The 24,659-nt window shown below is 69.5% G+C and carries 18 protein-coding genes; 9 read left to right on the plus strand and 9 right to left on the minus strand.

Annotated elements, in window-relative coordinates; translation table 11 throughout:
• Positions 1 to 29 precede the first annotated feature (29 nt).
• Positions 30 to 1,010, minus strand: coding sequence for a DedA family protein/thiosulfate sulfurtransferase GlpE (locus FHX60_RS22600; RefSeq protein WP_183284706.1), 981 nt, complete (start codon positions 1,008 to 1,010; stop codon positions 30 to 32).
• 393 nt (positions 1,011 to 1,403) lie between these two features.
• On the opposite strand from FHX60_RS22600, the gene kdgD reads away from it, so the two are divergent.
• A complete protein-coding gene (gene kdgD, locus FHX60_RS22605) occupies positions 1,404 to 2,318 on the plus strand; it encodes a 5-dehydro-4-deoxyglucarate dehydratase (protein WP_183284707.1) in 915 nt (304 codons plus the stop codon).
• A gap of 114 nt (positions 2,319 to 2,432) precedes the next feature.
• The gene (locus tag FHX60_RS22610; protein WP_183284708.1) at positions 2,433 to 3,959 is read left to right on the plus strand and encodes an aldehyde dehydrogenase (NADP(+)); all 1,527 of its coding nucleotides are present in this window, start codon (positions 2,433 to 2,435) and stop codon (positions 3,957 to 3,959) included.
• Between the two features lie 199 nt (positions 3,960 to 4,158).
• On the opposite strand, the gene FHX60_RS22615 is transcribed toward FHX60_RS22610, so the two are convergent.
• The 3 genes from FHX60_RS22615 to gudD all read right to left on the minus strand — a co-directional run bounded on the left by FHX60_RS22615 (position 4,159) and on the right by gudD (position 7,721).
• Complete coding sequence (locus FHX60_RS22615) at positions 4,159 to 5,154, minus strand: Bug family tripartite tricarboxylate transporter substrate binding protein (protein WP_183284709.1); 996 nt, start codon at positions 5,152 to 5,154, stop codon at positions 4,159 to 4,161.
• Positions 5,155 to 5,252: 98 nt separating this feature from the next.
• Positions 5,253 to 6,275, minus strand: coding sequence for a Bug family tripartite tricarboxylate transporter substrate binding protein (locus tag FHX60_RS22620; RefSeq protein WP_183284710.1), 1,023 nt, complete (start codon positions 6,273 to 6,275; stop codon positions 5,253 to 5,255).
• Positions 6,276 to 6,365: 90 nt separating this feature from the next.
• Positions 6,366 to 7,721: a glucarate dehydratase gene (gene gudD / locus FHX60_RS22625; RefSeq protein WP_092314715.1), complete on the minus strand. Its 1,356-nt coding sequence runs from the start codon at positions 7,719 to 7,721 to the stop codon at positions 6,366 to 6,368.
• A 170-nt stretch (positions 7,722 to 7,891) separates the two neighbouring features.
• Between gudD and FHX60_RS22630 the strand changes: the two genes are divergently transcribed.
• Positions 7,892 to 8,662, plus strand: coding sequence for a FadR/GntR family transcriptional regulator (locus tag FHX60_RS22630; protein WP_183284711.1), 771 nt, complete (start codon positions 7,892 to 7,894; stop codon positions 8,660 to 8,662).
• A gap of 76 nt (positions 8,663 to 8,738) precedes the next feature.
• Here FHX60_RS22630 and FHX60_RS22635 read toward each other — a convergent pair whose 3' ends face one another.
• Positions 8,739 to 9,368: a response regulator transcription factor gene (locus FHX60_RS22635; protein ID WP_026164172.1), complete on the minus strand. Its 630-nt coding sequence runs from the start codon at positions 9,366 to 9,368 to the stop codon at positions 8,739 to 8,741.
• A 293-nt stretch (positions 9,369 to 9,661) separates the two neighbouring features.
• On the opposite strand from FHX60_RS22635, the gene fusA reads away from it, so the two are divergent.
• From fusA to FHX60_RS22655, 4 genes are all read left to right on the plus strand, one after another.
• Entirely contained in the window at positions 9,662 to 11,770 is a 2,109-nt protein-coding gene (fusA, locus tag FHX60_RS22640) for an elongation factor G (protein WP_092314719.1), read from the plus strand.
• A 580-nt stretch (positions 11,771 to 12,350) separates the two neighbouring features.
• A complete protein-coding gene (locus tag FHX60_RS22645; protein WP_112776300.1) occupies positions 12,351 to 13,472 on the plus strand; it encodes a porin in 1,122 nt (373 codons plus the stop codon).
• A 193-nt stretch (positions 13,473 to 13,665) separates the two neighbouring features.
• The gene (locus tag FHX60_RS22650) at positions 13,666 to 14,091 is read left to right on the plus strand and encodes a PRC-barrel domain-containing protein (RefSeq protein WP_062804057.1); all 426 of its coding nucleotides are present in this window, start codon (positions 13,666 to 13,668) and stop codon (positions 14,089 to 14,091) included.
• A 163-nt stretch (positions 14,092 to 14,254) separates the two neighbouring features.
• The gene (locus FHX60_RS22655; protein WP_375790550.1) at positions 14,255 to 18,673 is read left to right on the plus strand and encodes a response regulator; all 4,419 of its coding nucleotides are present in this window, start codon (positions 14,255 to 14,257) and stop codon (positions 18,671 to 18,673) included.
• A gap of 33 nt (positions 18,674 to 18,706) precedes the next feature.
• Here the strand turns inward: FHX60_RS22655 and FHX60_RS22660 are convergent, their stop codons facing one another.
• Genes FHX60_RS22660 through FHX60_RS22670 form a run of 3 tightly spaced genes read right to left on the minus strand, consistent with a single transcriptional unit; the run spans position 18,707 to position 20,984 of the window.
• A complete protein-coding gene (locus FHX60_RS22660; RefSeq protein ID WP_092314725.1) occupies positions 18,707 to 19,051 on the minus strand; it encodes a DUF3325 domain-containing protein in 345 nt (114 codons plus the stop codon).
• Positions 19,048 to 20,688, minus strand: a complete 1,641-nt coding sequence (locus FHX60_RS22665) for a PepSY-associated TM helix domain-containing protein (RefSeq protein WP_183284712.1) — start codon at positions 20,686 to 20,688, stop codon at positions 19,048 to 19,050. The genes FHX60_RS22660 and FHX60_RS22665 overlap by 4 nt, the downstream gene beginning before the upstream one ends.
• Positions 20,688 to 20,984 carry a DUF3649 domain-containing protein gene (locus tag FHX60_RS22670; RefSeq protein ID WP_311730412.1) on the minus strand — a complete coding sequence of 99 codons (297 nt, stop codon included), beginning with the start codon at positions 20,982 to 20,984 and terminating at the stop codon, positions 20,688 to 20,690. The genes FHX60_RS22665 and FHX60_RS22670 overlap by 1 nt, the downstream gene beginning before the upstream one ends.
• Before the next feature lie 339 nt (positions 20,985 to 21,323).
• On the opposite strand from FHX60_RS22670, the gene FHX60_RS22675 reads away from it, so the two are divergent.
• Complete coding sequence (locus FHX60_RS22675) at positions 21,324 to 22,022, plus strand: hydrolase (protein WP_092314729.1); 699 nt, start codon at positions 21,324 to 21,326, stop codon at positions 22,020 to 22,022.
• 182 nt (positions 22,023 to 22,204) lie between these two features.
• On the opposite strand, the gene FHX60_RS22680 is transcribed toward FHX60_RS22675, so the two are convergent.
• On the minus strand, positions 22,205 to 23,122 hold the full coding sequence (locus FHX60_RS22680; protein WP_116385934.1) for a LysR family transcriptional regulator: 918 nt from the start codon (positions 23,120 to 23,122) through the stop codon (positions 22,205 to 22,207).
• A gap of 236 nt (positions 23,123 to 23,358) precedes the next feature.
• Between FHX60_RS22680 and FHX60_RS22685 the strand changes: the two genes are divergently transcribed.
• Positions 23,359 to 24,645: an MFS transporter gene (locus FHX60_RS22685; RefSeq protein ID WP_183284713.1), complete on the plus strand. Its 1,287-nt coding sequence runs from the start codon at positions 23,359 to 23,361 to the stop codon at positions 24,643 to 24,645.
• Positions 24,646 to 24,659 lie beyond the last annotated feature (14 nt).

Here is a 24,659-nt window from a genome sequence, read left to right on the forward strand (position 1 = left end):
GCGCACGGGCAAGCGCTGAGGCTTGCGGCTCAGCCTGCCGTCGCCTGGCCCGGCCCGGGATGGGTGACGACAGGCGGCACGGCCTCGCCGTGCCGCCGCTTCCATTCGTCGAAGCCGCCGGCCAGCGCCCAGGTCCTGGGATAGCCGGCCACGCGCAGGCGTTCGGCCAGCAGCGCCGCCGACATCTCGTTCGGACAAGCGCAATACACCACGATGTCTGCCTCGGCGGGTGTCACGCCGAGCGCGTCGAGGCTGTCGAGCGCGCCCTGCATGTCGAGCACCATCGAGCCGGGAATGCGCTCCATCGGCATGTCGCCGTGGGCGCGCACATCGATCACGACCGGCAGCGCGCCGGCCAGCCGGCGCAATTCGAGCTCATCCACGCTCATGCGCGGCACGCGTTTCGTAATACGCAGCAGCCGCAGGCGGCGCCACGAGCGCCATGCCAGGAACACCAGGAAGGCCCCCACCACCGCCGCCAGCGCCATATGGCCGTAGGTGCTGAAGCCCTCCAGAATGGCATCGATAAAGTCGCTGAACACCACGCCGATCAGCAGGCCGCTGCCGGCCCACACCAGCGCGCCGAGTGCGTCGTAGAACAGGAATACCGGCAGCGGCGTGCCGGTCATGCCGGCCATCGCGGTCGACAGGGCGCCGGCGCCCGGCAGCAGCTTGGCGACCACCAGCGAGCGCGGCCCCACGCGCAGGTACAGCGACTGGGTCTGGCGAATGCAGGAATCGGGCGAGATCGATACCTTGCAGATGGTGCGCAGCATCGGCTGGCCCAGCCGGCGCCCGGCGAAGTACCAGCCGGTGTCGGCAATCAGGCAAGCCACGATGACCGCCGCCAGCACCGCGCCGATCGACGGCCCGGTCTCCTGCACGCCCAGCGCGCCGGCGACGAACAGCATCGGATAGGCCGGCACCGGCAGGCCGGCCTGCTCGACCAGTACGTTCAGGAACACCAGCATCAGCCCGTGGTTTTCCAGCAAGGCCTGTAACTCTCCCACCGCGCTCTCCCCTTTTTGTTCAGGACGCCAGTGTGCCAGCCGGCGGAGGCCCGTGGCGCGGCAGCTTTGCATGGCCGATTCAAATTCGCTGAGTGGGCCACTCGGCATTTGACTTACGTTGTCCGACAACATGTCGCTGTGCCCGCTGGCGCTCAGGGTGCATTTGCGGCCCGGCAGAGTTCCGCAATGTGATGCATTCCACCCTCATCCGCAGCGCGTGGCGCGCCCGAGGACGCTACACGGCCCAACTCCCGGTTAACCCGGGGTACGCCCGCACCCTATTGCCTTCGTCCATTCGTTGTCGTACGATGACTGATAACTCGACTGGCCTGCCGCGCAGCAAGTCAGCCGCCTCTGCCACCCGGGCCATCGGCCCGCCCTGGAATTGCCGCAATGCTCGCACCCAACGAACTCAAGCAAATCGTCTCCGAAGGCCTGCTGTCCTTCCCCATCACCGACTTCGACGCCCAGGGCGACTTCGCGCCGAAGTCCTACGCCGCCCGCCTCGAGTGGCTGGCCCCCTACGGCGCCACCGCCCTGTTCGCGGCCGGCGGCACGGGCGAATTCTTCTCGCTGACGCCGCAGGATTACTCGGCCGTGGTCGACACCGCGGTGCGCACCTGCGCCGGCAAGGTACCGATCCTGGCCGGTGCCGGCGGCCCGACCCGCACCGCCATCGCCTATGCGCAGGAAGCCCAGCGCCTTGGCGCCGCCGGCGTGCTGCTGCTGCCGCACTACCTGACCGAAGCCAGCCAGGACGGCATTGCCGCCCACGTGGAAGAAGTCTGCAAGGCGGTCGATATCGGCGTGATCGTCTACAACCGCGCCAATTCCAGGCTCAACGCCGACCAGCTGGCCGGCCTGGCCGCGCGCTGCCCCAACCTGATCGGCTTCAAGGACGGCGTCGGCGACATCGAGGCCATGGTCAGCATCCGCCGCAAGCTGGGCGACCGCTTCTCCTACCTGGGCGGCCTGCCCACCGCCGAGGTCTATGCCGCGGCCTACAAGGCGCTGGGCGTACCGGTGTATTCGTCGGCGGTGTTCAACTTCATCCCGAAGACGGCGATGGACTTCTACCGCGCCATCGCCGCGGACGACCACGACACCGTGGGCCGCCTGATCGACGACTTCTTCCTGCCCTACCTCGCCATCCGCAACCGCAAGGCCGGCTATGCGGTCAGCATCGTCAAGGCGGGCGCGCGCCTGGTGGGCCGCGATGGCGGTCCGGTGCGCGCGCCGCTGACCGACCTGACCGGCGCGGAAATGGAGATGCTGGGCGCGCTGATCAACAAGCTCGGCCCGCAGTAACCGGCACGCGGATGGCGAGCGCGCCGTCCCATGCCTTGCATTCCGACCAGCCGGCCGCGGGGCGCATGCCCTCCGGCCGGTTTCCCCGTTCCAAACGCTGACAAGGATCCTTTCATGCAAATCACCGGCGACATGCTGATCGGCGCGCAAGCCGTGCGCGGCACCGAGGCGACGCTGCAGGCGATCAATCCCACCACGGGCGCCGCCATCGGCCCTGACTTCCACGGCGGCGGCGAAACCGAGGTCGAGCGCGCCTGCGCGCTGGCCGAAGCCGCCTTCGACACTTACCGCAATACCACGCCCGAACAGCGCGCGGCCTTCCTCGAGGCCATCGCCGCGGGCATCGAGGCGCTCGGCGACACGCTGGTCGAACGCGCCCACCTGGAGAGCGCGCTCCCGATCGCGCGCCTGCAGGGCGAGCGCGGCCGTACCGCCGGCCAGCTGCGCCTGTTCGCCACCGTGCTGCGCGAAGGCCGCTGGCAGCAGGCCACCTTCGACCCCGCGCTGCCCGAGCGCACCCCGCCGCGCCCGGACCTGCGCATGCAGCGCATCGCCATCGGCCCGGTTGCGGTGTTCGGCGCCAGCAACTTCCCGCTGGCCTTCTCCGTAGCGGGCGGCGACACCGCCGCAGCACTGGCGGCGGGCTGCCCGGTCGTGGTCAAGGCGCACCCGGCGCACCTGGGCACCTCCGAGCTGGTCGGGCGCGTGATCCAGCAAGCGGTGCGCGACGCCGGCCTGCCCGAAGGCGTGTTCTCGCTGCTGGTGGGCGCGGGCAATGCCATCGGCACGGCGCTGGTGTCGCATCCGGCGATCCAGGCGGTCGGCTTCACCGGCTCGCGCGCCGGCGGCATGGCGCTGATGCGCGCCGCCAACGCGCGCCCGCAGCCGATCCCGGTGTATGCCGAGATGAGCAGCATCAATCCGGTGTTCCTGCTGCCCGCCGCGCTCGACGCGCGCGGCGAGGAGATCGGCCGCCAGCTGGTCGATTCGCTGGTGCTCGGGGTCGGGCAGTTCTGCACCAACCCCGGACTGGTGATCGGCATCGAAGGACCCGCCCTCGACAAGTTCCGCGCGGCGGCGCTCGGCGCGCTGCAAGGCAAGCCGGCGGCGACGATGCTGACCCCCGGCATCCATGCCGCGTATCAGCAGGGTGTGGCCCAGCTGGCATCGCTCGACGGCTTGCAGCGCATCGGCAACGGCGTGGACGCCAGCGGCGCAAACCAGGCCCGCCCGGAAATGTTCGAAACCACCGCCGCGCAGTTCCTGGCGAACCACCGCATGCAGGCCGAGGTGTTCGGCCCGTCGACAGTGCTGGTGGTGTGCCGCGATATGGAAGAGATGCTGACCGTGGCACGCCAGCTCGAAGGCCAGCTGACGGCAACGATGCAGCTCGACGACGCCGACCACGCCGCTGCGCAGCGCCTGCTGCCGGTGCTGGAACGCAAGGCCGGGCGCGTGCTGTGCAACGGCTACCCCACCGGCGTCGAGGTGGCATACGCGATGGTGCATGGCGGGCCGTTCCCGGCGACTTCGGATGCGCGTACGACTTCGGTGGGTGCCACGGCGATCGATCGCTTCCTGCGTCCGGTCTGCTACCAGAACCTGCCGCAGGGGCTGCTGCCAGCGGCGCTGCGGAAGTAACGAGAGACGATGCGATGCGGCCCCGCCTGGTGCGGGGCCTTTTGCTTTTTTGGTCAGCCCCAGGCCGTTTCGTTTTCCCACTGTGTACTCCCTCTCCCGCAAGCGGGAGAGGGAGAAAACCATCCAACGCCGCTTCCAGCCCCCCAAAAGAAAACGGCCCGCACTGACCATGCGGGCCGTTCCATCACCACCATCCTCGTCAAGCCTCCAGCTTGATCCCCGCCTGCTTCACCACTCCCTCCCAGCGCGATTGCTCGGCGACGAAAAACTTGCCGGTTTCTCCCGGCGTCATCGTCACCACTTCGGCGCCCTGCGCCACCAGCTGGGCGCGCAGATCCGGCGCGCGGATGATGCGGATCAGCTCGGCGCTGATGCGTGCCACCATCGCGTCGGGCATGCTGGCCGGGGCCATCACGCCCTGCCAGGTGCCCGACTCGAAGTTCGGCACGCCCTGCTCGGCGATGGTCGGCACGTTCTGCAGCAGCGGCATGCGCGTGCGCTTGGATTGCGCGATCAGCTTGAGCTTGCCCGACTGCACATGGGGCAGCGTGGCGAGCATGCCGTTCATCAGCACCTGGGCGCTGCCGCCGACGGTATCGGCGATGGCCTGCGAGCCGCCCTTGTACGGCACGTATTGCCACTTGGCGCCGGTGGCCTGCTCCACCGCCACGCCGGCCAGGTGCGGTGCGCTGCCGATGGCGGTCACGGCGAAGTTGAGCTGGCTGCGCTGCGACAGCGCCACCAGTTCCTTCACGCTGCTCACCTGCACCGACGGATGCACCACCAGCAGGTGCGGCGAATACGCCAGCATCGACACCGGCTTCAGGTCCTTGGCGATATTGAAGGTCAGCTTGGTGTAGACCGACGGGCTGATGGCCAGCGCGCCGATATCGCACAGCAGCAGCGTGTGGTTGTCAGTGGCCTGCGCGACCAGCGCCGCGCCGACGTTGCCGTTGGCGCCGGGGCGGTTGTCGACCACCACCGACTGGCCCAGCGCCTCGCCCAGTTGCTTGCTGATCAGGCGCGCGATGATGTCGGACGAGCCACCGGCGGTGTAAGGCACTACCAGGCGGATCGGGCGATTGGGCCAGTTCGCGCCGTGCGCGGATGGCGACAGGCCGGCGAGCGGCCCCGCGGCAAGGCCGGCGGCCAGTGCGGAGGATTGCTTGAGAAAGCTGCGGCGTCCGTAGGTCATGCTGTGGTCTCCAGTCGAGGGCGCGCGCCGGCGCGGCACGATGCACGTGCGGGGCCGGCGCGGTCGGTGCTTTGGTATTGGGTGTTATGCGGCGGCGATCAGTCCAGCGAGATCTTGCCCTTCTCGATCACGGTCTTCCAGCGCTGCAGCTCCTGCGCCTCGAACTGGTTGAACTGCTCGGGGGTGTTGGCCACCACCTCGAAGCCGCTCTCGGACAGCTTCTGGCGCATCTTCGGATCGTTCAGCGACGACACCAGCGCGCCGTGCAGGCGGCTCTTGATCTCCGGCGGCAGGCCGCGCGGGGCGGCCACGCCCTGCCACGAGTAGACCTCGACATCCTTGATGCCGGCCTCGGCCATGGTGGGCACATTAGGGAGCACCGGCGAGCGCTTGTCGGAAGTCACGGCCATCGCCTTGAGCTTGCCGGTGCGGATATGCTGCAGCACCGCGTTGACGTTCTGGAACGACACGTCCACCTGCCCGGCCAGCAGGTCGGAAATGGCCGGGCCACCGCCCTTGTAGGGCACATGCAGGCCGTCGGTGGCGCTCTTCTGCCAGAACAGCGCCGCGGTCAGGTGGTCGGACGAGCCGGCGCCGGACGAGGCAAAGCTGACCTTGCCCGGGTTCTTCTTCATGTACGCCACCAGTTCCGCCAGGGTGTTGGCCGGGAACTGCGGGTTGGCCACCAGCACGTTGGGCGCGCGCACCGCCACGGTCAGCAGGTCGAAGTCCTTGGCCGGGTCATAGGCCAGGTTCTTCTGCAAGAACGGATTGACCGCATAGACGCCGATCGACGCCACCATCATGGTGTAGCCGTCGGCCGGCGCGCGCTTGACGTAGGTGGCACCGATGGCGCCGGTCGCGCCGGGGCGGTTGTCGATCACGAACGGCTGGCCCAGCTTCTCGTTGAGCGGCACCGTCAGCATGCGCGCGATGGCGTCGCTGGAGCCGCCCGGCGGGAACGGCACCACCACCGATACCGGACGTTGCGGCCAGTCCTGCGCCGCGGCGCCGGCCGGGGCGCTGAAGGTCAGTGCCGCGACCGCGGCGACCGAGCCGAGCGCGAAGGCGCGCAGCCAGTGAGGCAGGCGCGGCGCGCCCTGGCGTTGAAAGGTGTACATGGTTGTCTCCTGCAGTGTTTTGATGAGAGAAGCCTGCCGCGCCGGGATGGATGACGGGCAATGGCCGTTGGCGTCGTCGCCGGTGCCGCGTCAGCGCACCATGCACGGCGCCTTGTTGTTGAACTTCCAGCCGGGGATCAGGAACTGCATCGCCGCGGCATCGTCACGCGCGCCCAGGCCCTTGCGCTGGTACAGCTCGTGCGCGCGCGCCAGCGCATCCAGGTCGAGCTCGACGCCCAGCCCCGGGGTCTTGGGCACCTGCACCAGCCCGCCTTCGATCTTCAGCGGGTTGCGGGTCAGGTGTTCGCCGTCCTGCCAGATCCAGTGCGTGTCGATCGCGGTGACCCGGCCCGGCGCGGCCGCGGCCACGTGCGTGAACATCGCCAGCGAGATATCGAAGTGGTTGTTCGAGTGCGAGCCCCAGGTCAAACCCCATTCGGCACACATCTGTGCCACACGCACCGACCCCTGCATGGTCCAGAAGTGCGGGTCGGCCAGCGGGATGTCGACCGACTGCAGCCGCACCGCGTGCCCCATCTGGCGCCAGTCGGTGGCAATCATGTTGGTGGCGGTGGGCAGGCCGGTGGCGGTGCGGAATTCGGCCATGATCTCGCGGCCCGAGTAGCCGTCTTCGGCGCCGCACGGATCTTCGGCATAGGCCAGCACGCCACGCTTGTCGCGGCACAGGCGCACGGCTTCCGCCAGCGACCACGCGCCGTTGGGGTCCAGCGTGATGCGCGCCTTCGGGAAGCGCTCGGCCAGCGCCAGGATCGCTTCCATCTCTTCGTCGCCGCGCAGCACGCCGCCCTTGAGCTTGAAATCGTTGAAGCCGTAGCGCTCATACGCCGCTTCGGCCAGGCGCACCACGGCCTCGGGCGTCATCGCCACCTCATTGCGCACGCGGAACCATGCGTTGTCCGCGTCGGGCTCGGTGCGGTAGTCGAGCGTGGTGCGCTGGCGCTCGCCGATATAGAACAGGTAGCCCAGCATCTCCACCGCGTCGCGCTGCTGGCCTTCGCCCAGCAGCGCGGCCACCGGCACTTCCAGGTGCTGGCCGAGCAGGTCGAGCAGCGCCGCCTCCAGCGCCGTGACGGCGTGGATGGTGATGCGCAGGTCGAAGGTCTGCAGCCCGCGGCCGCCGGCGTCGCGGCTGGCAAAGGCCGCGCGCACGCGGTTCAGCAGCGCCTGGTACTGGCCGATGGGCTGGCCCACCAGCAGCGGGCGCGCGTCTTCCAGCGTCTGGCGGATGCCTTCGCCGCCCGGCACTTCGCCCACGCCGGTATGGCCGGCGCTGTCGCGAAGGATCACGATATTGCGCGTGAAGTACGGGCCATGGGCGCCGGACAGGTTCATCAGCATGCTGTCATGCCCGGCGACGGGCACCACGGTCAGTTCGGTCACGACCGGGGTGTGGGCGGACGCCATGGGGGTGGCGGTAGGGCTCATCTCAGGACTGTCTCCGGCATTGCCGCGGGCGGACGATCCTCCACCCGGGCGACTGTGTTGCGTATGTTATCTGTCATCGTATGACTGATAACCCAGTATAATGAGGCAATCTCGGGCCGGTCAAGTCCGGGAAAGCCCGCCCGTATCCTTAGCCAGCGACCAGCCGCACCATGCCGAACGCCCAGCCTCTCGTCCCGACTCAGGGCCCCGCCAGCCCCACTCCGTTGCGCCGCCGCGGCCGCACGCTTGCCGAGGAAGTCGTACAAGCCCTTGGCGAGGAAATCCGCCAGGGCCAGCTCAAGCCCGGCGACAAGCTACCCACCGAGTCCGAGATCATGGCGACCATGGGCGTGAGCCGCACCGTGGTGCGCGAAGCGCTGTCGCGGCTGCAGGCCAGCGGCCTGGTGGAGACGCGCCACGGCATCGGCACCTTCGTGCTGGAACGCGCGCCCGAGGCGCCATCGCCGTTCCGGATCGGGCCGGACGCGCTGGGGACGGCCATGGACGTGATGGCGATGCTGGAATTCCGCGTCAGCGTTGAAGCGGAAGCGGCCGGCCTGGCGGCCGCGCGCCGCACGGACGCGCAACTGGCGGCGATGCGCCAGGCGCTGGACGAGCTCAAGCACGGCGCCGGCGCCGGCAATGACGCGGTGGAAAGCGACTTCGCCTTCCACCTGGCCATTGCGCGCGCCACCGGCAACCGCTATTTCACCGACATCATGGGCCACCTGGGCACCATGGTGATTCCGCGCAGCCGCCTGCAGGTCAGCACCCCCGAGCGCGTGCAGTACCTGGAACGCGTCAGCATCGAGCACGAGAACATCTACGACGCCATCGAGCGCCGCGACCCCGATGCCGCCAAGGCGGCCATGCGCATGCACCTGACCAACAGCCGCGAACGGCTGCGCAAGGCGTCCGGCTCGGCCAGCCCGCAAGGCTGAGGCGGGACGCGCATGAGGGCGGCATGCGCCGGCAAGTCATACGATGTCTAATGAATAGTGACGCCGGCGCCGGGTCTTAAGGTGTCAGCCGGCAACGCCGTGCAAAGTCGACCAGTTCGACCAGCGAAGACACCTGCAGCTTGTTCATGATGCGGGCCTTGTAGCTGCTGACGGTCTTGTTGCTGATAAAGAGGCTCTCGCTGATGGCCTTGTACGACATGCCGCGCGCCAGCATCTGCAGCACCACCAGTTCCTTGTCGGACAGGCGCCGCAGCATCTCGTCGTCTGCCGACATCGACTGGCGCGGCGCGCCGCCGCGGCCCAGCACCGGAAACACGGTATAGCCGGCCAGCACCGCCTCGACCGCGCGCAGGATCTCCTTGATGTCCTGGGTCTTGCTGACGAAGCCCTGCGCGCCGGCCTGCCAGGAGCGGCTGACGAACACGGCCGGGTCCAGCGCCGTCACCACCAGGATGCGCACCTGCGGATGGATCGCGCGCAGGCGCGGCGCCACGTCGAGCCCGCTCGAGCGCGGGATGTCGAGGTCCAGCAGCACCAGGTCCGGCATGCGCGCGCGCACCATTTCGATCGCGCACTGGCCGTTGTCCGCCTCGATCACCTCGTCGACGCCGAGCAGCTGCGACAGATGGTGCCGGAGCACCAGCCGCATCGCCGGATGGTCGTCAACGATCAGGATGGTTGTCATGCGCGGGTCCGAGGTTTCAGGCAGGCATCGGGCCCGGGCAGCATCCCGGCAGGAACGGGAAAGCAGGAACAGCGCACGCCGGGACGCGATGCCACGCCAGTATAGGGAGCGGCAAGCGCGCACAGGATGGGAGGAATCCGCATCGGTTGCAGCGAAAATCCTAGGGCGGCCTCAGACGCGCGGGACTTCCCGCGGGGCCGTCCCCGGGCGCGTGTCCCTGCCCACGGCAGGGGCAACGGCGAGCGGCCAGTGGTGCTACTCTATTCGGGCGTGTTTCATCCATGGAGAACACTGTGCCCCGCAAGACCCCCATCGAGCGCTACCGCAATATCGGCATCAGCGCGCATATCGACGCCGGCAAGACCACGACGACCGAGCGCATCCTGTTCTACACGGGCGTCAACCACAAGCTGGGCGAAGTGCACGACGGCGCGGCCACCATGGACTGGATGGAACAGGAGCAGGAGCGCGGCATCACCATCACCTCGGCCGCCACCACCGCCTTCTGGAAAGGCATGGCCGGCAATTACCCCGAGCACCGCATCAACATCATCGATACGCCCGGACACGTAGACTTCACCATCGAGGTCGAGCGTTCCATGCGCGTGCTGGACGGCGCCTGCATGGTCTACGACGCCGTCGGCGGCGTGCAGCCGCAATCCGAGACCGTCTGGCGCCAGGCCAACAAGTATGCGGTGCCGCGCATCGCGTTCGTCAACAAGATGGACCGCGTCGGCGCCGACTTTTTCCGCGTGCAGACGCAGATCGCCGACCGCCTGCGCGGCCGCGCCGTGCCGATCCAGATTCCGCTGGGCGCCGAGGACCACTTCCAGGGCGTGGTCGACCTGGTCAAGATGAAGGCCATCGTCTGGGACGAGGCCAGCCAGGGCGTGCGCTTCGAGTACCAGGAGATTCCCGCCGACCTGCTCGCCACCGCGCAGGAGTGGCGCGACAAGATGATCGAGGCCGCCGCCGAGGCCGACGAGGCGCTGCTGAACCAGTACCTGTCGGGCGAGCCGCTGAGCGAGGACCAGATCAAGCAGGGCCTGCGCAAGCGCACCATCGCCAACGAGATCGTGCCGATGCTGTGCGGCAGCGCCTTCAAGAACAAGGGCGTGCAGAGCATGCTGGACGCGGTGATCGACTACCTGCCGTCGCCCGCCGACGTGCCGGCCATCCTGGGCCACACCGAGGACGACCGCGAGGCCGAGCGCCACCCCAGCGACGACGAGCCGTTCGCCGCGCTGGCCTTCAAGATCATGACCGACCCCTTTGTCGGCCAGCTGATCTTCTTCCGCGTGTATTCCGGCGTGGTCAACTCCGGCGACAGCGTCTACAACCCGCTCAAGGGCAAGCGCGAGCGCCTGGGCCGCATCCTGCAGATGCACGCCAACGTGCGCCACGAGATCAAGGAAGTGCGCGCCGGCGACATCGCCGCGGCGGTGGGCCTGAAAGAGGCCACCACCGGCGACACGCTGTGCGACCCCGACAAGGTCATCATCCTGGAGCGCATGAGCTTCCCCGAGCCGGTGATCTCGCAGGCGGTGGAGCCGAAGACCAAGGCCGACCAGGAGAAGATGGGCATCGCGCTGAACCGGCTGGCGCAGGAAGATCCGTCGTTCCGCGTGACCACGGACGAGGAGTCGGGGCAGACCATCATCTCCGGCATGGGCGAGCTGCACCTGGAAATCCTGGTCGACCGGATGCGGCGCGAATTCGGCGTCGAGGCCTCGGTCGGCAAGCCGCAGGTGGCGTACCGCGAGACCATCCGCCAGCCGGCGCGCGACGTCGAGGGCAAGTTCATCAAGCAGTCGGGCGGGCGCGGCCAGTACGGCCACGTGGTGCTGAACCTGGAGCCGATGCCGCATGGCGGCGGCTACGAGTTCGTCGACGCGATCAAGGGCGGCGTGGTGCCGCGCGAGTTCATCCCGGCGGTGGACAAGGGCATCCGCGAGACCATGCAGTCAGGCGTGCTGGCCGGCTACCCGGTGGTCGACATCAAGGCCACGCTGGTGTTCGGCTCTTACCATGACGTGGACTCGAATGAAAACGCGTTCCGCATGGCCGGCTCGATGGCGTTCAAGGAAGGCATGCGCCGCGCCCGGCCCACGCTGCTCGAGCCGATGATGGCGGTCGAGGTGGAGACGCCGGAGGAATTCACCGGCAACGTGATGGGCGACCTGTCCTCGCGCCGCGGCATGGTGCACGGCATGGAAGACATCGCCGGCGGCGGTGGCAAGATCGTGCGCGCCGAAGTGCCGCTGGCGACCATGTTCGGCTACTCCACCACGCTGCGCTCGCTGACGCAGGGGCGTGCCACCTTCACCATGGAGTTCAAGCACTACGCCGAAGCACCGGCCAATGTGGCGGAAGCGGTGATCTCGGCGAAACGGGCGGGCTGACGAACCTTGCCGCGGCGGACTTCGTCGACGCGCCCACCCTCACCCCTGCCCTCTCCCCTGCCCTCTCCCGCTAGCGGGAGAGGGAGCACACCGGCGGCATAGCCCGCAACCTTGTTATCAGCGACCAGTGCATGGGCTGGCCGCTCGATATCCCGTGTCTTCACTGCGCTGGAAGGCGCACTTTTCGAGCGTGTCCAGCCACTACAGGTAAACTACGTCCTGTTCGCCGCGCCGGGTACGACCCCGGCATGTGCCTTCCAAGCCTGATCGGCCGCTGCCGAAAAGCGCTTGCCGAAGCGGGCGCCGGCGAACCCGCTCCGTGGCCTTCGGGCCCGCTCCCGTGGCACCGGCAACCGGTGCTGCGCAAGGCTTGCCCGGCAATACTGCCGGCATTCGCCGACCCTCCAGGCATCGCCGCCCGCTTCGACCCTCGCCCGGGCCGCGCGCTTCCGTTGCGCTTGGCCCGATGACGACCCGCGTGCCCCCCAACGCGGGACTGGAACCCGCAGGCCATCGGCCTGACGGATCGGCTGCGGCACGCCCGCGCGCCGGCCGGATCCGACCTCCCGGAGGACCCTCCATGCAGAAGACAGCCAGCCACTGGCTGCTGGCGGCCGGGCTGTTGCCCGTCGCTGCCCTCACCGCCGCGCTCACGGCCGCGCGTGCCCACGCCGAACCCGGCATCACCGTCTACGGCATCGTCAGCACGGCCGTGCGCTATACCTCGAACCTGGACGGCCATCACCACGACCAGGCGGCGCTGGTTTCCGGCGGCATGGTCGGCAGCCGCTTCGGCCTGAAGGGCGAGGAAGACCTCGGCGGCGGCCAGCGCGCCATCTTCCAGCTCGAGGCCGGCATCGGCAGCGACGACGGCCGCGCCAGCTACCAGGCGCTGTTCGGGCGCCAGGCCTATGCCGGCCTGGCCGGCGACTGGGGCAGCCTGACTTTCGGCCGCCAGTACAACGCGCTGAACAATATCGGCTGGGCCTTCAATCCGCTGGACCAGGGCTGGGGCAACTTCTGGTCCGATCCGATCTACCTCGGCGGCGACATCTTCTTCCAGGACTACCGCATCGACCACAGCGTGGTCTACAAGAAGAGCGCCGGGCCGCTGACGCTGCAGCTGGACTACGGCGCTGGCGGGCAAGCCGGCAGCGTGGCGCGCGGCGCCACGCTGGGCGGCGGGCTGATGCTGCAGCAGGGCGCGCTGGCGCTGGGCGCGGCCTATGACCAGCGCCGCAGCGCCGACGGCGGCAGCACGGTACGCAACTACGCCGTGGGCGGCTCCTACGCATCCGGCAAGGCCACCTTCTACGTGGGCCACATGGGCCGGCGCGAATCGGCGCGGGATCCGGCCGCGAGCGGCGCGCGCTTCAACATCGCCTTCGCCGGGCTGGGCTACCAGCTCACGCCCGCGCTGCATCTGTCCGGCGCCTATTACCGCTACTGGCAGCGCGGCAACGTGACCACGCAGTTCCTGCGGGTGCCGGTGGCACTGGGCAGCGGCAATGCCGACAGCGTCGCGGTGGTGGCCGACTACGCCCTGTCGCGGCGCACCAGCCTGTACCTGGAAGCCGACGTGGTGCGCGCGCGCGACGGCGCGGTCGGCCGCGAGACCGAGTACTGGGCCGGCACGCCCGCCACCGACGTGGCGCGCAGCACGCGCGTGGGCGTGATGCTTGGCATGCGGCACCACTTCTGAAGCGGCTGCCGAATGCCCGCGCCGCACCCGTGCGGATGCGTTGTTTTTGCAAGCCACGCGAAAGAATTACCTCCGCAGGGGGCGCCAGCGGGCGCCGCCGCGCGGCGATCCCCGTCGAAACCACGCCAAAGCGGCGCAGGCATGGTCATTGCGCACGCCAAGCATTCCACCGTCTCGCGACAAGGAGCAAAACATGCAAACCCAACCTCCCAGCAGTCAAGGCGCAGCCATCGTCGGTTCCGGCGTGGGCGAAGGCCCGGGCCCGGAAGTGATGGCGGCTTCCAGCCTGGATGGCACCAAGGCCTATTCGTCCGACGGCGAGCATGTCGGCAAGATCTCCGAGATCATGCTGGACGTGCCGCACGGCCGCATTGCCTATGCGGTGCTGACCACCGGCGGCTTCCTCGGCATGGGCGACACGCTGCACGCCATCCCATGGAACGCACTGGTCATGGATACCGACGAAAAGTGCTTCCGGATCGCCGTGACGGCTGACCGGATCAAGTCCGCCCCGGGCTTCAACAAGGACAGCTGGCCGAGCATGGCCGACCCGCAGTGGGGCAAGTCACTGCACGAATACTACGGGCGCGACCCGTACTGGGTCTCTCCGCCGCTGTAATCCGTCTGCAGCACGCTGCGGGCAAGGGCCGCGAGGCGCCGGGACAGGCGCTTCGCGGCCTGCTTGCATTGCGCGGCAAGGCTAGGCACAGTCTGCCAAGACGCGGGCCGGGCACCGAACCGGCGTGCCCCCTGAGAAGACCAAAAAGGACACCGCCGCCAGCATGACGCCCTTGCCCTCTCCGCCGCCACCGGGTGAATCCGCCGCCGCCGGCAGCAGCGCAGCGGCCGCGCCGCCCGCCGACATGCCCGGCTTTCTCGCCGGCGGCGGCGAAATGGGCGCGCTGATGCGCGCCTTCGACTGGGACGCCACTCCGCTCGGACCGCCGCAGGCCTGGCCACACAGCCTCAAGACGGCGATCCGCATCATGCTGACTTCGCGCCAGCCGATCTGGATCGGTTGGGGCGAGGCCCTGCATTTTTTCTACAACGACGCCTACAAATCGATCATCGGCGGCAAGCACCCCGGCGCGCTTGGCCAGCCCACCTCGGTGGTGTGGCGCGAGATCTGGCCCGAGATCGGCCCGCTGCTGGCCACCGCGATGACCGGCAGCGAAGGCACCTTCGTCGAGCAGAAGCTGTTGATCATGGAGCGCAACGGCTACCCGGAGGAGACCTACTACACCTTCTCCTACAGCCCGGTGCCGGATGATCAAGGCGGCACCGGCGGCATCATCTGCGCCAACAGCGACGATACCGAACGCGTGCTGGCCGAGCGCCAGCTGAACGTGCTGCGCGACGTGGCGGCCTCGGCCAGCGAGGCGCGCGCGTGGCGCGACGCGTGCGCGCGCGCCATCGCGGCGCTGTCGTCGGACCCGCGCGACATCGTGTTCGCGCTGCTGTACATCGCCGAGCCCGGCGCGCGCACGCTGCAGCGCGCCGGCGCCATCGGCATCGACGCCGACCATCCCGGTGCCCCCGCACAGATCGCGCTGGACGGGCAGTGGCCATGGCCCGTGGCGGAAGTGCTGGCGCAGCAGCAGCCCGGCCTGGTCAGCGGCCTGGCTGCGCGCTTCGCCGTGCCGCTGCCGGGCGGCGCGTGGGGCGTGCCGCCGTCATGCGCGGCCGTGATCGAGGTGGCGCCATCGGGCAGCGCGTCGCATCGCGGCGTGCTGGTGGTGGGCCTGAACCCGTTCAGGCTGTTCGACGAGCGCTACCGCAGCTTCCTGACGCTGGCAGCGGGGCAGATCGGCGCCGCCATGCACTCGGCGCTGGCCTATGAGGCAGAGCGCAAGCGTGCCGAGGCGCTGGCCGAGATCGACCGTGCCAAGACCGCGTTTTTCTCCAACATCAGCCATGAGTTCCGCACGCCGCTGACGCTGATGCTGGGCCCGCTGGAAGAGCTGTTGCGCCGCGCGGGTGCGGGCGAAGACCGCGCCATGCTGGAGATGACGCATCGCAACGGGCTGCGCCTGCTCAAGCTGGTCAATGCGCTGCTGGATTTTTCACGGATCGAGTCCGGCCGCGTCGCGATGCGCCGCCAGCCCACCGACGTGGCCGCCCTGACGGCCGACCTGGCCTCGCTGTTCCGCGCCAGCGTGGAAGCGGCCGGCATCACGCTGCAGGTCGACTGCCCGCCGCTTTGCCCGCCACTGGCGCGCGCCGTGGCGGTGGACCGCGACATGTGGGAGACCATCGTGCTGAACCTGGTCTCCAACGCGTTCAAGTTCACCTTCGCCGGCACCATCACCGTGGCCGTGGCCGCGCAGGGCGACGACACGGTGGCGTTCACCGTGCGCGACACCGGCATCGGCATCCCGGTGGCGGAACTGCCGCGCATCTTCGAGCGCTTCCATCGCGTGGAAGGCGCCCAGGGCCGCACCATCGAAGGCAGCGGCATCGGCCTGGCGCTGGTGCAGGAGCTGGTGCGGCTGCACGGCGGCACGATCGACGTGCAGAGCGTGCCAGGCGAGGGCACCTGCTTCACCGTGCGCTTGCCCGCCGGAGCCGCCGCGGCCGCCGACGCAGTCACCGACGCGGCAAGCCACGCTGACGACGCGCCCCCGTGCAGCAGCGCGCAGGCCCGCGCCTATGTCGAAACCGCGCTGCGCTGGCCGCAGGCGCAGATGCCGCCGCCGGCGACGGCGACGGCGCTGGCAGCGCAAGACGCTGGCATGCCACCCGCGCACGCCGCGGCCGGCGATGCGGCCAACGGCGGCGCCCTGGTGCTGGTGGTGGACGACAACGACGACCTGCGCGACTACATGCGCCGCCTGCTGGGCGCTGCCGGCCATCGCGTCGCCGTGGCCGCCGACGGCGAGGCGGCGCTGGCGCTGGCGCGCACGCACGCGCCGGCACTGGTGGTCTCGGACGTGATGATGCCGCGCCTGGACGGCTTTGGCCTGGTGCGCGCGCTGCGCGCCGATGCCGCGCTGAGCGACACGCCGGTGCTGCTGCTGTCCGCCCGCGCCGGCGAGGAGGCGCGCGTGAGCGGCCTGGGCAGCGGCGCCGACGATTACCTGGTCAAGCCCTTTTCCGCGCGCGAGCTGCTGGCACGCGTGGCCAGCAACCTGCGCCTGTCGGCACTGCGCCGGGCCACCGAGCGCCGCCTGCAGGAACTCAACGCCACGCTCGAGCGCCGCGTCGCGCAGGCCGTGGCCGACCATGACCGGCTGTGGGAGCTGAGCGAAGACCTGCTTATCGTCGCGCGCTTCGATGGCTGCCTGCAGCGGGTCAGCCCGGCGTGGACGCGCACGCTCGGCCACGCGCCGCAGCAGGTGCTGGGACGCGCGTATTTGTCGTTCATCTATCCCGACGACCTGGCCGGCGCGAGCGCGCAGCTGGACACGCTGCGCCACGAAGGCGTGCCGGTGCGCTTCGAATGCCGCCAGCAGCGCGCCGACGGCATGCTGCGCTGGCTGGCCTGGACGCTGTCCGTCGATCCGGCCAACGGCCATATCCACGGCGTGGGCCGCGACGTCACCGGCGACCGCGAAGCGCAGGCCGCGCTGCGCCATGCCGATGCGGCCCTGCGCACCGCGCAGAAGATGGAGGCGATCGGCAACCTGACCGGCGGCGTCGCCCATGACTTCAACAACCTGCTGCAGGTGATCGGCGGCAACCTGCAGCTGCTGGCGCGCGACCTGGCCGGCGACGACCGCGCCGAGCCGCGCCTGCGCAACGCGCTGGCCGGCGTCGCGCGCGGCGCCAAGCTGGCGTCGCAGCTGCTGGCCTTCGGGCGGCGCCAGCCGCTGGCGCCCCGCGTGGTCAACCTGGGCCGGCTGGTGCGCACGCTGGACGACATGCTGCGCCGGGCGCTGGGCGATGGCATCGAGATTGAAACGGTGGTGGCGCCCGACCAGGGAAATACACTGGTCGACCCCTTCCAGGTCGAGAATGCGCTGCTGAACCTGGCCATCAACGCCCGCGACGCCATGCACGGGCACGGGCGCCTCACCATCGCCGCGCGCAACGCCCTGCCTGGCGAAGCCACCGACGACGCGGCGGCCGCGTCGACGCAGTACGTGCTGCTGTCCGTCACCGACACCGGCGTGGGCATGCCGCCCGAGGTGCAGGAGCGCGTGTTCGAACCCTTCTTCACGACCAAGCCCGAGGGCCAGGGTACCGGGCTGGGCCTGAGCATGGTGTATGGCTTTATCCGCCAGTCCGACGGCCACGTGAAGATCTGCAGCGAGCCCGGGCGCGGCACCACGGTCACGCTGTTCCTGCCTCGGGTGCGCCAGGACGAAGACCCGGACATCGAACTGGACGCGGGCCCCGTGCGCGGCGGCAGCGAGACCGTGCTGGTGGTGGAAGACGACGAGGACGTGCGCGCCACGGTGGTCGAGATGCTGGCCAGTCTGGGTTATCACGTCCTGCGCGCGCGCGACGCGCACAGCGCGCTGGCCATCGTCGAGCGCGGCGTGCCGGTAGACCTGCTGTTCAGCGACGTGGTGATGCCCGGCCCGCTGCGCAGCACGGAACTGGCGCGCAGGCTGCGCCAACGGCTGCCGGACGTGGGCGTGCTGTTCACCTCGGGCTACGCCGACAGCGCCATCGTGCATGACGGGCGTCTCGATGCCGGCATCGAACTGCTCAGCAAGCCCTATACCCACGAGGCGCTGGCGCGCAAGGTGCGCCACGTGCTGGCCAACCGCGGCCAGCGCGCCGCCATGGCCGCGCATGCAACGCCAGCCGGCCACGCGCCAGATGCCGCGCCACTGCGCGTGCTGTGCGTGCTGTGCGTCGACGACGACGCGCTGGTACGCGCCGGCACCGCGGAAGTGCTGCGCGCCTATGGCCTGCACGCGCTGGAAGCGGACGGCGATACCGCGGCAATGGCCGTGCTGGCCGTCAACACGGTCGACGTGCTGCTGACCGACGTGGCGCTGGCCGGGGCTTCCGGCGTGGACCTGGCGCTGGCGGCATGCGCGCACTATCCGCGGCTGGGCGTAGTCTTCGCCACCGGCTACGCGCTGGACCTGACCCCGGCACAGCGCGCCGGGCTTGGCGCGGTGGCAGTGCTGCGCAAGCCGTATCCGCCGCAGCGGCTGCTCGAGGTGCTGCGCGATGTCGTCGGCGATGCCGGAAGCGATGTCCCACAGCAGTCCGAAGCGCGGGCCCGGCCGCAAGCGGCGAGCTGAGCGCGCGGCGGCGCACCTTGCCGCCCCAGCCGCTCAGCCGGCAAGCATCCAGCCGGCGCCGGCCAGCCCGATAAGCGCCACGCCGGGCAGCCAGCGCTGCACCGCGCGCGGCGCGTAGGACAAGCCCAGCGCCACGGCAATGGCACTGGCCGTCAGCGTGCCCAGCCACGACACCGTGCCCAGCGGCCCGCCCTGCGCGGCGATATGCAGCCCCCACGCCAGCGCCAGCGCCAGCGCGCCGGCCAGGCGCAAACGCGCCACCGCGCCGCGCGACGGCATGCTGCCGCGCCCATGGATATCGGCATGGTGACGCTCGAGCGACAGCGCCAGCGCGGCAAAGCCGGCCAGCGACAGCGCAAATGCAGCCAGCGCGTTCATGCGGCCTCCTGCGTGCCGGCGGCAACGTTGCGGGGGCGCGGTGCCAGGCGCGCGCCGGCGGCTTGGCGGCGGCCCGTCATCCATGCGGCGGCGCCCAGCCCCAGACCCAGCGCGAGCGAGACCAGGTCGAAGCCCGCCACGGCGGCCGGCCCGCGTCCCTGCAGCAGCGTCACGCCCAGATGCGACGCGGTGGTCAGCGCATTGAGCAGCGGGATGGCGCCGAACAGCGCCGCCCCCGCCCACAGCTGCGCGCGCCACATGCCGCGCGTGGGCCGGCACAGTGCCAGCAGCGCACACGCGGCCCAGGCCATGAAGAACCAGCGGATCTCGGCCTCGGGCCGCTGCGCCATCGCCACCGGCAGCAGGCGATTGGCCCAGAAGTAGCTGGCAAAGGCCACCGGCAGGCCCGCGATCGCCCCGAGGTTGAGCGCCTCGACCAGGCGCAGCCCGAATCCCGGCCGTCCCCGCGCAGCGATCGCCTTGGCCTGCTGCTGGCGCGTGCGCACCGCCCACAGGATGGCACCGGTGGCCACCATGGCGGTGCCGGCCAGCCCGCACAGGAAGAACAGCGCGCGCAGGCCGGGCGGCGCAAAGCTGGCGATATGCAGGCCGGTCATGACGCTGCGCGTCAGTTCCGCAGCGGACTTGTCCTCGGCGTACGTGCCCAGCAGTGCGCCGCTGGTACCCGCGAATTCCAGCGCGAGCGGATCGTGCGACAGCGTCTCGGGCTCGGCGCGGGATAGGGTCACGGTTGCGTTGGCATCGCCCGGCAGGCTCACCACGATGCGCCGCACCTGCCCGCCCTGCCATGCGCGCCCGGCCTGCGCCATCATGTCCGGCACGCTCGCGAGCGGCGCGGCCGTGCCCGCTGCCTTGGGCGGCGTCGGGCGCAGCCTGGCCTGCGCCTGGAACGCGCGCTCGTCGCCACGGTAGGCGGCCTCGATGCCCCACGGCATGTACATGAACAGCAGTGTGACCATCCCGGTGTAGGTGATCATCAGGTGGAACGGCAGCGGCAGCACCGCCAGCGCGTTGTGCGCATCGAGCCAGGAACGCTGGCCCTTGCCGCGCCGGAACGTAAAGAAATCGGCAAAGATGCGGCGATGGGTGATCACGCCGCTGACGATCGCCACCAGCATGAACATGGCGCAGAAGCCGGCGATCCAGCGCGCCCACTTGGCCGGCATGTAATGCAGGTCGAAGTGCAGCCGGTAGAGGAATTCGCCGCCGCGGGTCTCGCGCGCGGCCTGCAGCGGCGCACCGGTGGCCGGATCGAGCAGGCGCGTGTCGAAGCGGCGCGGCTTGCCGTCGGCATCGCGGGGCGCCTGGCCCGGCTTGTAGGTCCACAGCACGTTGACCGTGTCGCGCCGCGCATCCGGCAGCGTGATGAACCAGCGCGCGGCACCCGGCGCCTCGCGCTCGAGATAGCGCAACGCGTTCTGTGCCACCTGCGCGGCGGGCAGCTGCGCGGCCTCGGCGGGCGCGGTGCGATGCAGCTCCGGCCGCATCCACAGCGAAATCTCTTCCTTGTAGTAGCTGGCGGTGCCGCCGCAGAACATCAGGAACAACACCCAGCACACCAGCAGGCCGCTCCAGGTGTGGAGCCACGCCATCGACTGCCTGAATCCCGCGCGCATCACGCCCCCCGCCCGAGCACCAGCATGGCCGCCAGCAGCGCGGCCGGCAGCGCCAGGCCCGCCCATGCGCGCCAGGCGCTACGCACCGCAAACACCCACACCGCCGCGCCGGCATAGATGGCGAACGACAGCAGCGTCGCCGTGGTCACGGCATCGTGCCGCGCCATCGGCAGATAGAGCGCCAGCACCGCGGTAGCCAGCGCGGCCAGCGCATAGCCGCCGGCAATTGCCGCCAGCGCACGCGCGCCCACGCCCGCGCGATAGCGCCACCCGCCCGCCTGCAGCGCCCTGCTCACGCCGGCACCCGCAGCGCCGCGCGCGCGGCGGCATTACCAGCGCGATCGGCGTGGTTGAGAGAACAAGGATGGCAGGCGGGAACGGGGGCGGCGGGCATGGCGCGATGCGGACGGGGAACGACCACGAATGATAACAATTCGCATTTCCAACCTCAAGGCAATCCCTGGCCGGCCACTAAAGAGCGCGGCGATCCTTTATCAATTTTTTTGAATAAGAATGACAATGCATGTCGACTGATAGCATCACGGCCTTCGCTATAGTTCTCCACATGGCAGCGCGACACAATAAAAAGCGCCGCTACAGACTATCAACAATTTTGAATCGTATAGGAGAACATCATGTCGAACGCCAAGCTTGAAGTCCTGACCCCGCGCAACAGCCAGCTGATCATCATCGACCACCAGCCGCAGATGGCCTTCGGGGTCCAGTCGATGGACCGCCAGACCATGAAGAACAATGTGATCGGGCTGGCCAAGGCGGCCAGGGTGTTCGACGTGCCTACCACCATCACCACCGTCGAGAGCGATTCGTTCTCGGGCTATACCTACCCGGAATTGCTGGATGTGTTCCCGGGCAAGCAGACCCTCGAGCGCACGTCGATGAATTCGTGGGACGACCAGAAGGTGCGCGATGCCCTGCAGGCCGCCGGCCGCAAGAAGGTGGTGGTGGCCGGACTGTGGACCGAAGTCTGCAACACCACCTTCGCGCTGAGCGCGATGCTGGAAGGCGACTACGAGATCTACATGGTCGCCGACGCCTCGGGCGGCACCAGCAAGGAAGCGCACGACTACGCCATGCAGCGCATGATCCAGGCCGGCGTGGTGCCGGTGACGTGGCAGCAGGTCCTGCTGGAGTGGCAGCGCGACTGGAAGAACCGCGACACCTATGACGCCGTCACCGGCATCGCCAAGGAACACTCGGGCGCCTACGGCATGGGCATCGACTACGCCTACACCATGGTCCACAAGGCCGCGCAACGCACCGCCACGCCGCACGAATCGATCGCCCCGGTCCACGCACCGGTAATCGAGCGCTGATCCACGCCGCCAGCATCTGACAGGAGACCACGCCATGAACCCAAGCCGACGCCTCGCCCATGGCGCACTGCTGCTCGGATGCTGGCTGGCCATCGGCACCTCGAGCCTGGCCGCAGCGGCCATCGTCGCGCAGACGCTTGCCTGAGCGGCGCGCGGGCTGCCGGCAAGACGCGGCGGCCCGGCTAGCGCTGGCGCGCGAACATCGACATATGCCGGCCGATATGGTCGAGCAGTTCGAGCGCTGCCGCGGGCAGGGGCCGCCCGGCCTTCACCAGCAGCCGGGCCTGCGTGCCCAGAAACAAGGGATGGTCCAGCGGCACCACCGCCAGCGTGCCCGCCGCGATCTCGCGGTACGCGGCGAATTCCCCGATCAGCGTCATGTACTGGTCGTAGGCGACGAACTGCTTCAGCGCGGTCAGTGAATTGCTGACCAGGGTCGCGCGGATCGAGACGTTCTCGGCGAACTCGACCATGCGCAAGGCATGGCCGACGCCAAACGATGCCGGCATCATGGCCAGCGGATAGGCCTGCAGGTCGGCGACGCTGGCCGCGCCGCCGCGCAGCGCCAGCGGGTGGTCGGGCCTGACCAGCAGCACCACCGGCTGCGACGCGCTCGCTCGGTACTCGATGCGCGGGTGCGGCGGCGGGTTGTAGGCCAGGCCGATATGCGCGCGGCTTTCCGCCACTTCCTCCAGCACGCCATCGACCGCCAGGATGTCCATGCGGATATCCAGGCGCGGATAGCGCGCACAGAACCGTGCCAGCACCTCGTTGACGAGCAGGTCGACGTAGCCCTCGCTCAGGACCAGCCTGACCTCGCCTTGCTGCAGCCCCTGCAGCGCGTGCAGCTGGTCCTCCAGCTTCTCCTGGTGCGAGCGGTAGCCGCGCCAGAATTCCAGCAGGTGCGCCGCCGCGGCGGTGGGCCGCAGCCCGCGTGGCTCGCGCTCGAACAGCAGCGCGCCGAGTTCTTCCTCCAGCAACCGGATCTGCCGCGTGATCACCGAGGGCGAGGTGTTCAGGCTGTCCGCCGCGCCGCGGATGGTGCCGTGCGCCAGCACTTCACGGAAGTATCGCAGCCGCTGCTGATTGATCTCTCGCATGTCGAACGCCTGTTCCGCCGTTTTTCCGCAGCGGTAACGATACCCGAACGCGCCTCGCCTTGCTTGCCACGGGCAGCGTGGGCCACCCGGAGCGGTGCGTTGCCCGGAACAGAACGAAGTGTGGCCCGAGTTGCTGTTTGCGAGCCCGCCCGCGGCTGCCAGGATTCAGCCCACGAGGGACACGATCAAGCCCCACCGAGCCCCACCGGGCCGCAACCACACCGGAGACAGCAAGCATGCTAGCCATTCCTGACGCGGGCGCCATGGAGGGCGCTTCCAGCCTCTACAGCCGGATCAACTGGCGCCTGTTGCCCTTCCTGCTGGTCTGCTACCTGTTCGCCTACCTGGACCGGGTCAACGTCGGCTTTGCCAAGCTGCAGATGCAAAGCGACCTGGGCTTCTCCGACGCGGCCTACGGCGTGGGCGCCGGCATCTTCTTCGTGGGCTATGTCCTGTTCGAACTGCCGAGCAACCTGATGCTGCCGCGGGTCGGGGCCCGCAAGACTTTCAGCCGGATCCTGGTGCTGTGGGGGCTTACCTCGGCCTGCATGGTGTTCGTGCGGGACGTGCCGACGTTCTACGCGCTGCGCTTCCTGCTCGGCGTCTTCGAAGCCGGCTTCGCGCCCGGCATGATCTATTACCTGTCGTGCTGGTACGGGCCGCAACGCATGGCGCGGGCCATCGCCATCGTGTTCCTGGCGGGACCGATCGGCGGCATCGTCGGCGGGCCGGCATCGGCGTGGCTGATGACCGCGCTGGCGGGCTATGGCGGACTGGCGGGCTGGCAATGGATGTTCCTTGTCGAGGGTCTGCCGTGCGTGCTGCTCGGCATGCTGGCGCTGTCGCTGGTGCCGGACCGCCCGGCGCAGGCGAGCTGGCTCAGCGACGCCGAACGGCGCCTGCTGGAAGCTGAACTGGCGCCGGTTGCCGCGCACAAGCATGGCTTCGGCGCCGTGGCCCGCGACCCGCGCGTCTATGTGCTGGCGCTGGCCTACTTCTGCATCATCGCGGCCATCTACGCCATCAGTTTCTGGCTGCCGACCATGATCAAGGCGCAGGGCGTGGACGATACCGTGCGGCTCGGCTGGTACGCGGCCATCCCCTATGTGGCGGCGGCGTTCGGCATGTACTACATGGGCCGCAAGTCCGACCGCTCGGGCGAGCGGCGCCTGCACTGCGCGGTGCCGGCACTGGCGGCAGCCATGCTGCTGGCCGCCTCGGTGCTGGCGGACGGCAACCTGGCGGCGACGCTGGTGCTGCTGACGCTCGCCACCATGGGACTGTGGATGGCCTACACCGTGTTCTGGGCCATGCCGGCCGAATACATCCAGGGCCCCGCGGCGGCGGGCGGCATTGCGCTGATCAACACCATCGGCCTGTCGGGCGGGTTCTGGGGGCCGGCCACCATCGGCTGGACCAAGACCGCGACCGGCAACCTCCATCTCGGCATGCTGATGATGGCCGCGCTGCCGCTGCTGGCGGCCATCATCATCCTGTGCAACAAGCTGCCCGCGCGCCGCTGATGCGGCATCGCGCC

This window comes from Cupriavidus alkaliphilus, assembly GCF_014191175.1.
Classification (GTDB): domain Bacteria; phylum Pseudomonadota; class Gammaproteobacteria; order Burkholderiales; family Burkholderiaceae; genus Cupriavidus; species Cupriavidus alkaliphilus.

Excerpts from the sequence above, each read along its gene's own strand:
- kdgD (WP_183284707.1), top strand. The coding sequence starts at position 1,404 with ATGCTCGCACCCAACGAACTCAAGCAAATCGTCTCCGAAGGCCTGCTG.
- FHX60_RS22620 (WP_183284710.1), bottom strand. The coding sequence starts at position 6,275 with ATGTACACCTTTCAACGCCAGGGCGCGCCGCGCCTGCCTCACTGGCTG.
- FHX60_RS22675 (WP_092314729.1), top strand. The coding sequence starts at position 21,324 with ATGTCGAACGCCAAGCTTGAAGTCCTGACCCCGCGCAACAGCCAGCTG.
- FHX60_RS22685 (WP_183284713.1), top strand. The coding sequence starts at position 23,359 with ATGCTAGCCATTCCTGACGCGGGCGCCATGGAGGGCGCTTCCAGCCTC.
- FHX60_RS22615 (WP_183284709.1), bottom strand. The coding sequence starts at position 5,154 with ATGACCTACGGACGCCGCAGCTTTCTCAAGCAATCCTCCGCACTGGCC.
- FHX60_RS22655 (WP_375790550.1), top strand. The coding sequence starts at position 14,255 with ATGACGCCCTTGCCCTCTCCGCCGCCACCGGGTGAATCCGCCGCCGCC.
- FHX60_RS22635 (WP_026164172.1), bottom strand. The coding sequence starts at position 9,368 with ATGACAACCATCCTGATCGTTGACGACCATCCGGCGATGCGGCTGGTG.
- FHX60_RS22650 (WP_062804057.1), top strand. The coding sequence starts at position 13,666 with ATGCAAACCCAACCTCCCAGCAGTCAAGGCGCAGCCATCGTCGGTTCC.
- FHX60_RS22630 (WP_183284711.1), top strand. The coding sequence starts at position 7,892 with ATGCCGAACGCCCAGCCTCTCGTCCCGACTCAGGGCCCCGCCAGCCCC.
- FHX60_RS22660 (WP_092314725.1), bottom strand. The coding sequence starts at position 19,051 with ATGAACGCGCTGGCTGCATTTGCGCTGTCGCTGGCCGGCTTTGCCGCG.
- FHX60_RS22665 (WP_183284712.1), bottom strand. The coding sequence starts at position 20,688 with ATGCGCGCGGGATTCAGGCAGTCGATGGCGTGGCTCCACACCTGGAGC.
- FHX60_RS22645 (WP_112776300.1), top strand. The coding sequence starts at position 12,351 with ATGCAGAAGACAGCCAGCCACTGGCTGCTGGCGGCCGGGCTGTTGCCC.
- FHX60_RS22680 (WP_116385934.1), bottom strand. The coding sequence starts at position 23,122 with ATGCGAGAGATCAATCAGCAGCGGCTGCGATACTTCCGTGAAGTGCTG.
- gudD (WP_092314715.1), bottom strand. The coding sequence starts at position 7,721 with ATGAGCCCTACCGCCACCCCCATGGCGTCCGCCCACACCCCGGTCGTG.
- FHX60_RS22610 (WP_183284708.1), top strand. The coding sequence starts at position 2,433 with ATGCAAATCACCGGCGACATGCTGATCGGCGCGCAAGCCGTGCGCGGC.